Source organism: Ruegeria sp. AP12 (assembly GCF_056540025.1).
In genome coordinates this window covers 44954-60135 of sequence record NZ_JBQFVZ010000008.1, presented here as the reverse complement: position 1 = coordinate 60135, position 15182 = coordinate 44954, and the positions used below count along the sequence as shown (strand labels likewise).

Below are 15182 nucleotides of genomic sequence, written 5' to 3'. Positions count from 1 at the left end.
TGCTGCCCGGCCCGACGTAAAGGGTGAGGAAGCCGAGCAGTTTGTAAGCTCCGCCTTCAACACCAAATTTGTGCAAAAGGGCAGTCAGACCATAAATCGGCATCGGCCAAACCACGAGAAGGAGGCCAATCCTTAGCAGCCTTACGTCTTTTCGGCTAAAGCGCTTCATCCGCCATACAAATTCTTATCATGCTTCTCGACAATCGAGGCGAACCGGCGGGCAAAGCGTTCGTCCGCCTTGGCCTTTTTCTCCAGCACGTCGCGGGCAAATACCATGTGGTCCTCATGCGCCTCAAGCATGTCGGCCATCTTCTGGTTGGTCGCAGTGCCGATGGCGGCCATTGCGGTTTGCGCCTCTTGGTCGGTTTGCACGCCGATCTCGTTGATGCGGTGGGCCACGTCCTGCTGCTGCGCGGTTTTCAGCGATTTGGTCAGGGCGTCATACAGCACCACCCGCTGTTGCGTGTCTGTCTGCAGCTTGTTGATCAGCACCATCTGCGTCGCCGCCTGGTTCTGTAAGGAATCGACCCAGGTTTTGCCCTTTTCGATGTAGCGTTCCAGCGTCTGGCTTTTGGCCAGCTTGACCTGTTCTTCCTGAACCTTGGCGTTGTATTGCTTGTTCAACTCGGCCAGTTCGGTTTCCAACTGCGTCCGCGCGGCGGCGTCCTGTTCGACCGAAATCTTGTTCTCCAGCGTGATAATCGTCGGGTCCATGCCCTGAATCTCGGTGCGCAGAGCCTCCAGTTCGGCCACGGTGGCCTCACGATCGTCCAGCGTGACGGTCAAGTTGTCCTCGACCTTCACACGCTGTTCCTCAAGCACGGCCAACTGCCCTTCCAGCAGCTTCACGATCACATCCGATTTGGCGATCAGATCCTGCAGCTTGTCGTCGATATTGGCGGTGCGCATCCGTTCCTGCCGCATCGACTCGGATTTACCTTTGGAAAAGACGCCGACAAACGACTCCCACCCGGTTTTCGAGCGCATTTCGTCGAAATCCTTGGAAAACGCACTGGTCACGTCGTCCAGACCCATGATCAGCTCGGCGATATTGGCGTTCATCACTTCTGTATGAGCGTGCACATCTTCAAGCGTGGCGTTTTCGATGTCGATATCCGCCTCGGCGGTGCCAATCTTGGCACGGGCGGCCTCAATGCGCGAGGTCAGGCCTTCGATCTGCGATTGCGACTCGCGCACCTTGGTCTGAGTTTCCTGAATCAACGCCTCAAACTGCTGGTTCGACATCTTGCTATCCCTTTTTCCTTATATACCCAATAAGATAGGGAATGTTACGGTCATTTACATCCCCTTGACGTCCAAAATCCCGGAAACTTTGGCAAACTCGCACCCGAATTGAAAGGCAAGCAGGCGCAACCAGACGGTGAACCCGGCACTGCGGCGCAGCTGCAACGCTATCCCCGACAGAAAGGAACACCAACTGGGATGATCCGCCCGCCACAGTGGCCATAGACAAAGCCCGCAACACCTGTTTGGGTGCGCGCAAACCACATCTGCCGGAGGCTAACCTATGCTGGACGCAACAACCGATCTGAAATCCCTGCTCAAGAACCCCGATCTTCTGGCGACCAAGGCCTATATCGGCGGTCAGTGGGTGGATGGCGACAATGGCACCTTCACCGTGACCAACCCTGCGCGGGGCGATGTGGTCGCCGAGGTGGCCGATGTCAGCCGCGCGCAGGTGGCGGGTGCAATTGCGCAGGCCGAGGCGGCACAAAAGGAATGGGCCAAGCTGACCGGCAAAGAACGCGCGGCAATCTTGCGGCGCTGGTACGATCTGATGATGGAAAACGCCGAGGATCTGGGCAAGATCCTGACCGCCGAACAGGGCAAACCACTGGCCGAGGCCGTGGGCGAGATCGCCTACGGCGCGTCTTTCATCGAGTTCTTCGGCGAAGAAGCCAAGCGCATCTATGGCGAGACGATCCCGGGTCACCAGCGTGACAAACGGATTATGGTGATGAAACAGCCCATCGGCGTGGCAGCCTCGATCACCCCGTGGAACTTCCCTAACGCGATGATCACCCGCAAGGCCGGGCCTGCGCTGGCTGCGGGCTGTGCATTCGTTGCGCGCCCGGCCAAAGAAACGCCTCTGTCCGCGATCGTTCTGGCGGTTCTGGCGGAACAGGCGGGGATCCCGGCGGGCGTGTTCAACGTGGTGCCATCGTCGCGCGCCAGTGAGATTGGCAAGGAGTTCTGCGAAAACCCCGGTGTGCGCAAGCTGACCTTTACCGGCTCGACCGAGGTGGGGCGCATCCTGCTGAAACAGGCCGCCGATCAGGTGATGAAATGCTCGATGGAGCTGGGCGGCAACGCGCCGTTCATCGTGTTCGACGACGCGGATCTGGATGCGGCTGTCGAAGGCGCGATGCTGTGCAAGTTCCGCAACAACGGTCAGACCTGCGTTTGTGCCAACCGTATCTACGTTCAGGCCGGTGTTTACGATGAGTTCGCAGCCAAACTGAAGGCCGCGGTCGAAGCGCTGAAGATTGGCGACGGCCTGACCGAGGGCACCACAACCGGCCCGCTGATCAACGCCGAAGCCGTCGAGAAGGTCAAAGAGCATATCGAGGACGTCACATCCAAAGGCGGTGCGGTGCTGACCGGCGGTCTGCCCCATGATCTGGGCGGCACCTTCTTCCAGCCGACCATCGTGACCGGCGTGACGCAGGACATGATGGTGGCGCAGGACGAAACCTTTGGCCCGCTCGCCCCATTGTTCAAGTTCGAAGACGAAGATGACGTGATCGCCATGGCCAATGACACGATTTTTGGTCTGGCCTCGTATTTCTACGCCAAGGACCTGAGCCGCGTCTACAAAGTGGCCGAGGCGCTGGAATATGGCATCGTCGGCGTGAACACCGGCATCATCTCGACCGAGCTTGGCCCGTTCGGCGGCGTCAAACAATCCGGTCTGGGCCGCGAAGGCAGCCATCACGGCATGGAAGACTATCTTGAAATGAAATACGTCTGCCTGTCGGTCTGATCCAATCCGGCCATCGACTTCGGGCGGTGGCCGACCCGGATGCGCTTGTCATCAAACTGAATCGAAATCGTCACAATACCGCAATGAACCGGGGTCATCCCTCTGGCGACCAACCCAGAGAGGATCCCAACCGATGTCATTGCGCCATGTCTGCCTGACATCTGCCCTTGCCCTGACTGCCGGTCAGGCCATGGCAGAGATGAATTTCAACCGAATTGCGTCTTTCCCCGTCGTCAAGAACATGGCCGAAGGGGCCGATACCACTCGCGAAACCTCACCCGAGATCATCGCGGCCACCGCGGATAGTATGACGCTGGTCTATACCGACAGCCCATTGGGCGTGATCGGCATGATCGACATCAGCGACCCCGCGAACCCTGCGCCATTGGGTGCGATGGAAGTGGGGGGTGAACCGACCTCGGTTGGGATCGTTGGCGACACGGTTTTTGTTGGCGTGAACACGTCGGAAAGCTACACTGCGCCTTCGGGCAAGCTGATCTCGGTCGATATCGCGGGTAAGGCCGAAACCGGTGCTTGTGATCTGGGCGGTCAGCCCGACAGCGTCGCGATTGCGCCCGATGGCAGCTTTGTCGCCGTGGCGATCGAGAATGAGCGGGACGAAGACCTGAACGACGGCATCATCCCGCAACTGCCCGCCGGATCGCTGGCACTGGTGCCACTGAAAGACGGCGCACTGGAGTGCACGGGCGTGAAAATGGCCTCGCTGACCGGTTTGGCCGAAGTTGCGCCCACCGACCCCGAGCCCGAGTTTGTTGACATCAACGCCCTCGGCGAAACCGTCGTTACCTTGCAGGAAAACAACCACATCGCGGTTGTCGACAAGGACGGCAATGTGGTCAGTCATTTCTCGGCAGGCAACGTGGATCTGGAAGGCATCGATGCCACCGACGAACGCGGCGCGCTGATCTTTACCGACAGCCAGCCGGGTCGCCTGCGCGAACCCGATGCAGTGAAATGGATCGACGACAGCCACTTCGCCACCGCCAACGAGGGCGATTACAACGGTGGGTCGCGCGGCTGGACGATCTTTCACAAGGACGGCACCGTTGTTTACGAGAATGGCACCGAGTTTGAGAAAGCCATCATCCAGATCGGCCACTACCCGGACAAACGCTCGGACAGCAAAGGCGTAGAGCCTGAAAGCGTAACCGCAGCCACCTTTGGCGGCACGCCGATGATCTTTGTCGGGGCCGAGCGTGCCTCGGTCGTTGGTGTCTATGACGCCACCGACCCGGCTAATCCGGTGCTGAAACAACTGCTGCCCTCGGGTGTTGGCCCGGAAGGCTATGTGGCGATCCCCGAGCGCAACCTGCTGATCTCGGCCAATGAAAAGGACCTGATCGAAGATGGCGGCCCGCGCGCGCATGTCTCGATCTTCGAGTATCAGGACGCCCCCGCCAGCTATCCGCACCTGACTTCGGAAGGCGCGGATGAACTGATCGGATGGGGCGCGCTGTCCGGTCTGGTCGCGGATGAGGACGGCATGATCTATGCGGTCAATGACAGCTACTACGGTTTCCAGCCGTCGATCTTCAAGATCGACCCCAGCCAGCAACCTGCCCGTATCGTGGACGTGATCCGCATTCACCGTCAAGACGGCAACCCGGCGCAGAAGCTGGACCTGGAAGGCATCACGCTGGACGGCAAGGGCGGCTTCTACGTCGCCTCCGAAGGTCGCACTGACCGGGTGATCCCGCACGCGATCTACCATGTCTCGGCCGACGGTCTGATCAAAGACCGCAAGGGCGAGATTGGCCTGCCGCCGGAATTGATGGCCGTCGAAAAGCGTTTCGGCTTCGAGGGCATCACCAAGGTCGGCGACACCCTGTGGATGGCCGTTCAGCGCGAATGGAAAGACGACCCGGAGAACCACGTGAAACTGGTCGCCTACAATCTGGAGACCCAGGAATGGGGCGCGGTGCATTATCTCAAGGCGGATCCGGAAACAGGCTGGGTTGGCCTGTCGGAAATCGTGGCCTTCGGTGACCATGTCTATGTCATCGAACGCGACAACCAGCACGACCACCGCGCCGTGACCAAGAAAATCTACCGCATCCCGCTGTCCGAAATGACCCCGGCGCCACTGGGCGGCGACCTGCCGGTGGTCAGCAAGGAAGAGGTCCGCGACCTGCTGCCCGACCTGACTTCGACCGGCGGTTACGTTCTGGACAAGATCGAAGGTCTGGCCATCCTGCCCTCGGGCGAGGCATTTGTGATGACCGACAATGACGGCGTCGACGATGCCTCGGGCGAGACGATGTTCTGGTCGATCGGGTCAGTGACGGCTGGGAATTGAACCCACTTGCACAACTTGAGAAACCCCGCACGAAATTGTGCGGGGTCATTTTACTTCTAACTTCAGCGCTGAGCCCATTCCGGAAGTGTCCCAGCCGATGCAACAAGCTTGTAGTCCGTGACCCTTGCAGCACCGCAGCAACAAAAGCGAACATTATCCCAAACTGGTGCGAGCTGGACAGATCGATATGCTTCAAGTCTTTCCTCGGGTCCACTTGGCAAGCCAGGCGTTAACGCTTTCCGTGACCTCCGGGTGCCCCCGCCACTGTAGCTGTATGGGGTAAGCGGTATGGTCGAACCGTCTTCCAGATGAAACCTGAGCCGGCCCGCGTCTTCCCCCATCTGGGCGCGCAGTTCGACGATCTCCTCCAAGCGCGCCGAACGTGTTCTCTCGCCTATCATACGTGCCCAGTGAACGCGCGCTTCTCCTATTCGGCCATCGAGCGCCACTGTTACTTTGGCGCTCATCAACCAGAAAAAGATTCCACCCGAAACAAACAAGGCGAAGAAACACAGGCGAACCCAGAAGGGCGCGTCCAAGTCGTCTCCAAAGAAGAGGATTGCAAAGCCAACGGCAATCGTGGCGGAGAAAAAAAGTCGGTCAACTACACTACTTCGAGCAATCACCAAACGGTCGCTAGTGTTCTCGATGATTTTCATGGCTGGCACGAGCTCTTTTCCAGACCGGCAACGACAGGATTCTTCTGCGCAAATACTATGACGCCAATTGGGCTCTGATGAGGCGGCAACCGGCATTTGCACCATACTGTTGGTGATCCACGGCGTCTCAAGGCACGCGACGAGGCACTAGGCAGTTTGTTTCCGAGCGTCCGCTTTGTCCGCTCAGCGAACATCCTGGCACTACACAAAAAACAACGCCCCGCGTCTGGAGGAACGCGGGGCGTGGGTTGCGACAGTCTGGGAGGAGGCGACTGTCGCAGGACTTTCAGGCTTTAGTTGACCGCTTTCGCGTCAACCACGTCCTTTTCGATGGATTTGGCCGAAGAAATCTCGATCCGGCGCGGTTTCAGGGCTTCGGGCACTTCGCGCTTCAGGTCGATGTTCAGCATACCGTTTTCGTGGCTCGCGCCGGTGACGCGGACGTGGTCGGCCAGCGCGAAACGACGCTCGAATGCGCGGGTGGCGATGCCACGGTGCAGATAGCTGCGCTCCTGATCCTCGGCGGCTTTCTTACCGGCCACGACAAGCGAGTTTTCCTTCACTTCGACGGACAGGTCTGCTTCGGAAAAACCAGCGACAGCGACGGAAATCCGGTAGGTGTCTGCGTCGGTTTTCTCGATATTGTATGGGGGATAGCTGGGCTGAGCCACGTCATTGGTCAGAACGCGGTCCATCATGTCGGCGATCTGGTCAAAGCCAATGGTGGCGCGGTGCAGCGGTGCAAAATCAAATGTACGCATGTGTCGTATCCTCATCCTTGAGCGATTTACGATTTATGCCCTCCGAACGGACGGGCGATTTCAACTGCCGGGCCCCGTTTGTGGCGACCCGGTACAGTTCACATGGGTAGCATTTTGACCAAGTTCAACCCCCGCCCGAGCTGATGAATTTCGCGCCGGAACTGGACTTGCCGGTTCCGACCTGCAACCGGCGGATCGACGCTTTGGGCTGGGGCGCGTCGCGGCGCATGATTGCTTTGAGGTCCGAGACCACGCCCTCAAGCTCCATCCCAAATCCGGTCTTTCGGCCACCCTGCACACTGACGGCCGAAACCACGGACAAAATCTGCCAGCGCGAGCCCTTCTTGGCCAGAATGGCTGACCCGGACGAGCCGAAGGTGATGTCGCAATCAAAGGTGATCAGCCCCTGCCGCCGTTGCAGAATACGGCACGAGCGTTCGCGCGTAATCGCCTCGGCCCGTCCGCGCCCGTATGAGGCGATGCTGATCTCGCCGTTCGCCACCCGCCCATTATGCAGGGCAAATGGGTCAGCGATGTCATAGGGGATCGGTTCTTCCAGCCGCATCAGGGCGACATCGTCCTGAATGCTTTGAACCGACAGGGGCGCGTTTGCAACATATCCGGGATGGGCGGCGATCTGCACCACCTTGCGTTCAGCCAATGCGGTGCCGTTGCTGAGGCCCGCGCGAAACGTAACTTCGCCCGGCACATAAGGTTTGCCCGTCCGCTTGTCCAAAGCGCAATGTGCGGCGGTCAAAACCAGATCCTGCGCAATCAGCGTTCCGGTACAGAAAGAGCGTGTGCCGACGTCCAGCCGGCCAATCGCTTCCCACCCGTACAGATCCTCTCGATCTGTCAGTTTGCGCTTGTTGGTCTGGGCCTGCGCGGTGGTTGCAATGACGGATAGACCGAGAAGAAAACAAAGAATGACCCGGATCATGGTTTGACGAACCTCGCCCCTACGTTTTTGCCCCCACCGTTTCCTGACGCCGAGGATGTGAACCCGCGCCCTGCCGCAAGCTCGGCCTGCAACAGCTCAAGCGCGTGTTCGACTGCGGTGCCAATGGCCACGCTTTGCCCGTCCATGCTGGCCTTGGCGGCCACGACCGAGACGATGCGCGGCTCGGGCCCCGAGAAGGAAAAGACTGGCGCGCCGGAAGCCCCGAAATCCACATCGCAGGACATGACCAGAATGCCCGCCTGCCGATTCATGACCGAACAGACCTCTTGCAGTGACGGGGCCTCGGCCCGATCCGCCGCGTAGGACACCACGCCGACCTCTTCGCCGCGTTTCGGCTGCGCGCCGGTGTCAAACGGGGTCACGGAGGTGTTTCGAATTGGCTGCCAAAGCTCGATCAAGGCAATATCCGTGCTGACACGGTCAGGCGACGCGTCGGCACCAAAGCTATAGCCCGGATGAATCACCGCCTGCCGTGCATCGCGATAGGCCAAGGCCCGCCCCAGACGCCAGCCTGCTAGAAACTCGATATCCGCCAGATCGATGATCTGGCCGGTGCCTTTGTTGAAAAGACAATGCGCGGCGGTCAGGACCAGATTCGGCGCAACCAGCGTTCCTGTGCAAAACCCCACGCCCTTGATGTTCAACCGACCGACAGCCATCCAATCCCGACCGGAATCAGAGGTTTCCAGGCTTTTTAGCCCGGTGTCCTGTGCCGCTGCCGTGAAAGGCAACACGCACAGCGCCATCGCTTTGATCCATTTGCGCACGCGGTACTCCGCCCGTTTCCTCCGGCCCACTGTCTTATGGGGCGCGTGCGGCGAAAATAGGGCGGATTGGGTTTTGTGACCGATATGATGCCACCGGGCATCACGCGGTTTCAGCGCAGGATTGGCACGTCTTGATTTGCCCGGCTGGTGGTCAGTGCCCGGGGCTTCGGCCCGCCGGTTGCCCAGTCCAACAGCTCGACCGTATGCACAATCGGAACCTCGGTGGCCGAGCCGATCTGCATCATGCAGCCGATATTCCCCGCAGCGATAATATCGGGTCTTTTCGCCTCAAGCGTTTTGACCTTGCGCTGCTTCAACTGGCCCGAGATTTCGGGCTGCATCAGGTTATAGGTACCGGCACTGCCGCAGCACAAATGGCTGTCTGCGGGTTCCACCACCTTGAACCCGGCCCGCTTCAGCAGGTCTTTCGGGTAGGTCTTGATCTTCTGCCCATGCTGAAGCGAACAGGCCGCGTGATAGGCAACGGTCAGGCCCTGATCCCTTTGTTCAGGCAGGTCCAACTGCATCAGTACCTCGCTGATATCCATCGCAATACCCGAGACACGCGCAGCATCATCGGCCAGGATATCATTGCGGAACATATGCCCGTAATCCTTGACCGTTGTGCCGCAGCCCGAGGTGTTGATGACGATGGCATCCAGCCCGTCTCGATCCATTTCGCGGGCCCAGGCCCGTATGTTGGCCGCCGCCGCAACGTGACTGTCACGACTTTTGCCCATGTGATGGGTCAGCGCCCCGCAACACCCGGCCCCTTCGGCCACCACAACCTCACAGCCCAAACGGGTCAGCAACCGGATCGTGGCGTCGTTGATATCGGTGTTCAGAGCCTTCTGTGCGCAGCCCGTCATCAGCGCAACGCGTTTTCTGCGCGGGCCGATGGGCGCAAAGCTCTGCGGATCGTCATTGCGACTGACCGGAGGGATGTGTTTCGGTGCCATGTCCAGCATCGCCCGCAACCGCGCATCCGGCATCAGGAACCGAAACGGACGGCCCAGCTTGGCCCCGATCAGGGCCCAGCGAAACCGTATCGGATAGGGCAGAATTTGCGCCAGCACCCAGCGCAACACCCGATCCGACAGAGGGCGCTTGTAATTGTTCTCGATATATTCCCGCGCGTGATCGACCAAGTGCATATAGTGCACTCCGGATGGGCAGGTGGTCATACAAGCGAGGCAAGACAGACAACGATCGATATGCTTGACCGTTTTCTCATCCGGCACACGGTCATTCTCAAGCATGTCCTTGATCAGGTAGATGCGACCCCGGGGGCTGTCGAGCTCATCGCTCAGCACCTGATAGGTCGGACACGTGGCCGTGCAGAACCCGCAATGCACGCAACTGCGCAGGATGTCGTTCGAACGCTGGATCGCCGGGTCCTGCAGTTGCTTTTCGGTAAATGTCGTCTGCATCTGTCTACCCCATCAGGCCCGGATTGAAACGGCCATGCGGGTCGAACCGCTGCCGCAACCCACGGGTCAAGGCTGCAACCTGTGCGGGTTCAGGCTGAAACCGGCCCAGAGCATTCACCGTCTCCGGGGCCGCCCGCACCAGCGTTGCATGGCCTGAAAAATCCCCCAATCGCGCCCGAACGTCCGACCCGTCATCCACCAGCGCCCAGATCAATCCGCCACCCCAATCCAGCAACAGCCCGCTGGCCTCAAGCCGCGCAGAAATCTCAGGTGCGTCGCTCGGCTTGACCGAGATACGCCAGACATCGCCATCCTTGCCCGCAAACGCGCGGGCATCCCGGATCGCGCACCAAATATCTTCAGGGTTTTCCATGCGCGAAACCTCGCCAAACCCGGATAAAACCGTCTGCAACCGCCCAGTGCGATAGGCAACCGAATCCTCAAACCCCTCAACCCGTAGCAAAGCCTGCCCAATCGCTGGATCATACGCGGCGCCACTGACCTCAAAGGGGGATTTCAACGCCGCAGACAGAACCTCAATCGCACCCGCGACATGGGGGGCCGAAACGCCCAAAGTCGCCGTCGCCTTGGGCATGGGCAGCACCTTCAGCGATACCTCGGTCAACACCCCCAACGTTCCCCAGGACCCCGCCATCAGCTTGACCAGATCATAGCCGGTGACGTTCTTCATCACCCGCCCGCCATTCTTGACCACTTGCCCCAGCCCATCAACAAAGCGCACCCCCAGCAGAAAATCCCGACACGCCCCGGCCTGCACCCGGCGCGGGCCCGAGATATTGGCGGCCACGACTCCGCCAATCGTCGGCTCTCCCGAATGTCCAAGCAGTACCCGATAATCCGCAGGCTCAAACGCCAGTTGCTGCCCTTCCGCTGCCAATGCAGCCTCAACCTCAGCCACCGGGGTCCCCGCCCGCGCCACCAAAGTCAGCGCACCCGGCTCATAAAGCGTTATTCCGCTCAGAGCGGCCGTGCTCAAAACCGGCTCGGGTCCCTGCACGCCCCGCGTGCCGCCGCCCTCAATACGCACCGGCGCGTTCAGCCCGGCCACGATCTCGGCCAGTTCCATCTCTGTCTCAGGTCTCATGATACTTCTTCTTGTTCAAAAATACGGCGGGGTGAATTGGCCCGCAGGGCCAAGAGGGGCTGGCCCCTCATTCCGCCGCCATCCGCCGCCCTTTCGACACATCCAATGGAAACACCTTGGCCGGGTTCAGCAGCCACCGTGGGTCGAACACATCCTTTACCGCCATCTGTGCCTCAAGATCGGCGGGCGTGTACTGATGCGACATCAGATCCCGCTTTTCGATTCCCACCCCATGCTCTCCGGTCAGGCACCCGCCGACATCGACGCACAGCTTCAGGATATCCGCGCCAAACGCCTCGCATTTCTCAAGATCACCGGGCTTGTTGGCATCGAACAGGATCAAGGGGTGCATGTTGCCATCGCCCGCATGGAAGACATTGCCTACGGGCAGGCCATATTCCTCGCTCAACTCACCGATCCGGCGCAACACCTCGGGTAAGGACGACACGGGGATCGTCCCGTCCAGGCACATATAGTCATTCATCTGCCCCATCGCCCCAAAGGCCGACTTCCGCCCCAGCCAAATCTTGGCGCTTTCTTCCGCCGACTGGCTCTCGCGCAATTCGACCGGGTTGTGACGCTTGGCAATCTCGATGATCTTCGAAAGCTGATAGTCGATCTCGGCCTCGGACCCCTCGACTTCGACTATCAGCAAAGCCGTGCAATCGGGATAACCCGCATGGGCGAAGTTCTCGCAGGCCTTGATGCACAGCGTATCCATGAACTCGATCGCCACCGGCAGGATGCCCGACTTGATAATGTCCGAAACGCATTGCCCGGCCACCTCATTGTCATCGAACCCCATCAGCACAGGCCGCGCGCCTTCGGGCTTGCGCAGAATGCGCAGCGTTGCCTCGGTCACGACGCCCAACTGCCCTTCAGAGCCGCAGATCACACCCAACAGGTCCAGCCCACCGGAATCCAGATGCGCGCCGCCGATCTCGACAACGCTGCCATCCATCATCACCATCTTGACGCCTAACAGGTTATTGGTGGTCACACCGTATTTCAGACAATGCGCCCCGCCCGAGTTCATCGCGATGTTCCCCGCAATCGCGCAAGCCAGTTGCGAGGACGGATCGGGCGCATAGAAGAAATCCTCCTCCTCGACCGCGCCGGTCACACTCAGATTGGTGCGACCGGTCTGAACGCGGATGAAGCGGTTGTCGTAATCCGTCTCCAGCACCTCATTCATGCGCGCCACACCCAGAATCACGCAATCCGCCGTGGGTAGCGCTCCGCCCGCCAGCGATGTGCCGGACCCACGCGGGACCACCGGCACGCCCTCATCATGGCAGATGCGCAAAACGTCCGAGACCTCTTGCGTGGTTGACGGCAACACCGCCAGCATCGGCGGACAGCGATAGGCGGTCAGCGCATCACATTCATAAGCGCGTGTTTCCGCCGGGTCGTGAATCACCGCATCCTCGGGCAAAACCTGCAGCAAACGCGCCAGAACGCTTTGCTTGCGTGCAAGCACATCGGGATTTGGCTGGGGCATGTCCATTGCTGATCCTCCAATTTGGTAAAATAATATTACCAATTTATCGATCTGGCAAGTTCAATGATCTGTGCCTACTGTCGCGCCCATGACCTGGATTGATCGCGCGCTTCTGTTTTCGACACTGGACTATGTCGCCATCCTGTTGCTGATCGGGGCCTGGCAGGGGATCGGCTGGAAGATCGAGCATCCCTTACCCAACAGGCGATCCGTTTCCATGATGATGGACGACTTCCGCCGGGACTGGATGCGCGAGATGGTCACCCGGCAACCGCGCATGTTCGACGCGCAGGTCGTGGCGGCGATGCGGCAGGGCAGTACGTTCTTCGCCTCGACCACGATGATCGCCATTGGCGGCGGGCTGGCCCTGCTGGGCAATACCGAACAACTGTCCGGTGTCGCCAGCGATCTGGCCATCGGCAGCGCGCCTGCGCTGGTGTGGGAGATCAAGATACTGGTCGTGATCCTGTTTCTGGCCAATGCCTTTCTGAAATATGTTTGGGCGCACCGTCTGTTTGGCTATTGCGCCGTGCTGATGGCTGCTGTTCCGAACGACCCCGAGGACGCACAGGCCTACCCTCGCGCGGCCCAGTCGGCCGAGATTTGCGTGACCGCCGCCCGCAGCTTCAACCGCGCGCTGCGGGCCACCTATTTCGCTCTCGCCTCTTTGGCCTGGTTCCTGGGGCCCGTCACGCTGATCATTGGCACGGCCATCACGGTTGGCGTTCTGTACCGGCGTGAGTTCGCCTCGCACTCCCGCTCGGTTCTTTTGACCTTGCCGCCTGACACCAAGACGTGATCGCAATACTGCGCTTAACAAATTATGGTCTGCCCATGCGTTATCTGATTCTTGCCGCTCTGTTTGCCACCCCAGTCCTGGCCGATCCTCCGACAATCGAAGAGGTCTCGGCCCGCCAAAGCGGCGATACATGGCGGTTTGACGTGACGATCCGGCACCCCGATACCGGCTGGGACGATTACGCAGATGGCTGGCGTGTGCTGGACATGGACGGGAATGAGCTGGGGATGCGCGTGCTGCATCATCCGCATGTGGATGAGCAGCCCTTTACCCGGTCACTTGGCGGCGTCGCCATTCCCGAAGGCACCGCGCAGGTGCAGATACAGGCGCGCGACAATGTCGGGGGCTGGGCCGAAGACACTACGGTCATCGACCTGAACTGACGCTCAGAACACCCCAAGGCTTAGCCCAGCGGCCATCGCAGCACCGATCTCACGACAGTGCTCAAGCTGTTCGTCGGGGATCGTCTTCTCGGCCAGAATTGCCTCGGGCGTCTGCGCATGGGTGCAGATGATCAGCGGCGGCTGAACCTCTTTCAACCGCCAGCCGGTAGCGATGCGGGCAGTTTGACGGGCGGCGTTCTCTCCGTCTGACCCGGCGCAGATCATCTGGGCATAGGGGCGGCCTTCGATCCGCCCCAGAACCGGATAGTAGCTTCGGTCGAAGAATTCCTTCATCAGACCCGAAATCGCCGCCAGATTCTCGGGCGCGCAGAAGATATAGCCATCGGCGGAGAGCAAATCCTCAGGTCCCGCCTGATCGGCGAATTTCAGAACTACGTCTGCCTCGTCACGCCCCGCCGCAGCCGCTGCTTCGGCCATCTGCCGGGCTCCGCCGGTGCGCGAATGGTAAACGATCAGAAGCTGCGCCATGTCAGACCCGGTGATAAGGGCCGCCCGACAGGATGGTTGCAGCCCGATACAGTTGCTCGGCCAGCATCACACGGACCAGCATATGGGGCCAGACCATCGACCCGAATGAGATGGAAAAATCGGCCTCAGCCCGCAGATTAGGGTCTATTCCGTCCGCCCCGCCGATGATCAGTGCCAGATCCTGTCGTCCGGCATCACGCCAGCTGCCCAGTTTCTTGGCAAAATCGGGCGAGGACATGACCCGCCCCCGCTCATCCAGCGTACAGATCACCGCGCCCTTGGGCAGCGCCTTGCGCAGCAGGGCAGCCTCAGCCCCCATGCCTGCGTTTTTTTTGTCTTCAACCTCGATCACCCGCGCAGGACCAAGGCCCAGCGCGCGACCGGTCCTATCAAATCGGGTTAGGTAATCGTCAAGCAGGGACTTCTCGGGCCCGGCGCGCAATCGCCCGACCGCAACTATGCTGATACGCATATCTCTCTCGCCTCCGGCCCCTTAATACGGGCCGGGATGGCGCCTCAGTTCGCCGAGGCGCTGCCGCCCTGAGGCAGCCACATCTTTTCCAGCTGGTAGAATTCGCGCACTTCGGGGCGGAAGATATGGACGATCACGTCGCCCGTATCGATCAGCACCCAGTCGCCGGCATCCTTGCCTTCGACCTTCGAGGTGAAACCGAATTCCTGCTTGATGCGATCCGTCAGCTTTTCCGCCATGGCCGAAACCTGCCGGGTCGAACGACCCGAGGCAATCACCATATGATCCGCAACAGAAGACTTGCCCTGCAGGTTGATCTGCACAACGTCTTCGGCCTTGTCATCGGAAAGTGAGGAAAGGATACGTTCAAGCAGCTTGTCGCTGATTGACTGAGAGTGGGCCATCACGCTGGCCCCATCTTCGGCAGGCAAACCCGCCTGAGTATGTAGAGACAGGACATAGTCCTCCTTTGCTGCGCGCCGTCAGATCCCCGGCGCAGGGATACTTATAAGGTAACAAGCACCCCGTGACATT

General features: G+C 60.0%; 15 protein-coding genes. 5 read left to right on the top strand and 10 right to left on the bottom strand.

The features are described from left to right. Positions 1 to 165 precede the first annotated feature (165 nt). Positions 166 to 1245, bottom strand: a complete 1080-nt coding sequence (locus ACR0E6_RS18265) for a coiled-coil domain-containing protein (RefSeq protein WP_170524229.1) — start codon at positions 1243 to 1245, stop codon at positions 166 to 168. 283 nt (positions 1246 to 1528) lie between these two features. On the opposite strand from ACR0E6_RS18265, the gene ACR0E6_RS18260 reads away from it, so the two are divergent. From ACR0E6_RS18260 to ACR0E6_RS18250, 3 genes are all read left to right on the top strand, one after another. Further along, positions 1529 to 3004: an NAD-dependent succinate-semialdehyde dehydrogenase gene (locus ACR0E6_RS18260; protein ID WP_480585907.1), complete on the top strand. Its 1476-nt coding sequence runs from the start codon at positions 1529 to 1531 to the stop codon at positions 3002 to 3004. A gap of 133 nt (positions 3005 to 3137) precedes the next feature. Next, a complete protein-coding gene (locus tag ACR0E6_RS18255) occupies positions 3138 to 5321 on the top strand; it encodes an esterase-like activity of phytase family protein (RefSeq protein ID WP_480585904.1) in 2184 nt (727 codons plus the stop codon). Between the two features lie 308 nt (positions 5322 to 5629). Next, a complete protein-coding gene (locus ACR0E6_RS18250) occupies positions 5630 to 6058 on the top strand; it encodes a hypothetical protein (RefSeq protein ID WP_480585900.1) in 429 nt (142 codons plus the stop codon). 215 nt (positions 6059 to 6273) lie between these two features. On the opposite strand, the gene ACR0E6_RS18245 is transcribed toward ACR0E6_RS18250, so the two are convergent. From ACR0E6_RS18245 to ACR0E6_RS18220, 6 genes are all read right to left on the bottom strand, one after another. Continuing rightward, the gene (locus tag ACR0E6_RS18245; protein ID WP_170524217.1) at positions 6274 to 6741 is read right to left on the bottom strand and encodes an Hsp20 family protein; all 468 of its coding nucleotides are present in this window, start codon (positions 6739 to 6741) and stop codon (positions 6274 to 6276) included. A 124-nt stretch (positions 6742 to 6865) separates the two neighbouring features. Then, positions 6866 to 7681 (bottom strand): trypsin-like serine peptidase, encoded by an 816-nt coding sequence (locus tag ACR0E6_RS18240; protein WP_480585897.1) that lies wholly within the window; start codon positions 7679 to 7681, stop codon positions 6866 to 6868. Continuing rightward, entirely contained in the window at positions 7678 to 8469 is a 792-nt protein-coding gene (locus tag ACR0E6_RS18235; RefSeq protein WP_480585895.1) for a trypsin-like serine peptidase, read from the bottom strand. Before ACR0E6_RS18235 ends, ACR0E6_RS18240 begins: the two co-directional genes overlap by 4 nt. A gap of 110 nt (positions 8470 to 8579) precedes the next feature. Continuing rightward, positions 8580 to 9899: a glycolate oxidase subunit GlcF gene (gene glcF, locus ACR0E6_RS18230; RefSeq protein ID WP_480585892.1), complete on the bottom strand. Its 1320-nt coding sequence runs from the start codon at positions 9897 to 9899 to the stop codon at positions 8580 to 8582. A gap of 4 nt (positions 9900 to 9903) precedes the next feature. Continuing rightward, positions 9904 to 11004, bottom strand: a complete 1101-nt coding sequence (locus ACR0E6_RS18225) for an FAD-binding protein (protein ID WP_480585889.1) — start codon at positions 11002 to 11004, stop codon at positions 9904 to 9906. A gap of 67 nt (positions 11005 to 11071) precedes the next feature. Next, positions 11072 to 12511, bottom strand: a complete 1440-nt coding sequence (locus ACR0E6_RS18220; protein WP_170524205.1) for an FAD-linked oxidase C-terminal domain-containing protein — start codon at positions 12509 to 12511, stop codon at positions 11072 to 11074. Positions 12512 to 12593: 82 nt separating this feature from the next. Between ACR0E6_RS18220 and ACR0E6_RS18215 the strand changes: the two genes are divergently transcribed. Both ACR0E6_RS18215 and ACR0E6_RS18210 read left to right on the top strand, forming a co-directional pair. Further along, entirely contained in the window at positions 12594 to 13304 is a 711-nt protein-coding gene (locus ACR0E6_RS18215; protein WP_480585886.1) for a DUF599 domain-containing protein, read from the top strand. A gap of 35 nt (positions 13305 to 13339) precedes the next feature. Further along, positions 13340 to 13687: a hypothetical protein gene (locus ACR0E6_RS18210; protein ID WP_480585884.1), complete on the top strand. Its 348-nt coding sequence runs from the start codon at positions 13340 to 13342 to the stop codon at positions 13685 to 13687. Between the two features lie 3 nt (positions 13688 to 13690). Here the strand turns inward: ACR0E6_RS18210 and ACR0E6_RS18205 are convergent, their stop codons facing one another. The 3 genes from ACR0E6_RS18205 to rsfS are packed head-to-tail and all read right to left on the bottom strand — an operon-like array spanning position 13691 to position 15052. Next, positions 13691 to 14176, bottom strand: a complete 486-nt coding sequence (locus ACR0E6_RS18205; protein ID WP_480585881.1) for a flavodoxin family protein — start codon at positions 14174 to 14176, stop codon at positions 13691 to 13693. Between the two features lies 1 nt (position 14177). Beyond that, positions 14178 to 14648, bottom strand: coding sequence for a 23S rRNA (pseudouridine(1915)-N(3))-methyltransferase RlmH (gene rlmH, locus ACR0E6_RS18200; RefSeq protein ID WP_480585878.1), 471 nt, complete (start codon positions 14646 to 14648; stop codon positions 14178 to 14180). A gap of 44 nt (positions 14649 to 14692) precedes the next feature. After that, on the bottom strand, positions 14693 to 15052 hold the full coding sequence (rsfS, locus tag ACR0E6_RS18195; protein WP_058276550.1) for a ribosome silencing factor: 360 nt from the start codon (positions 15050 to 15052) through the stop codon (positions 14693 to 14695). Between the last annotated feature and the right edge of the window lie 130 nt (positions 15053 to 15182).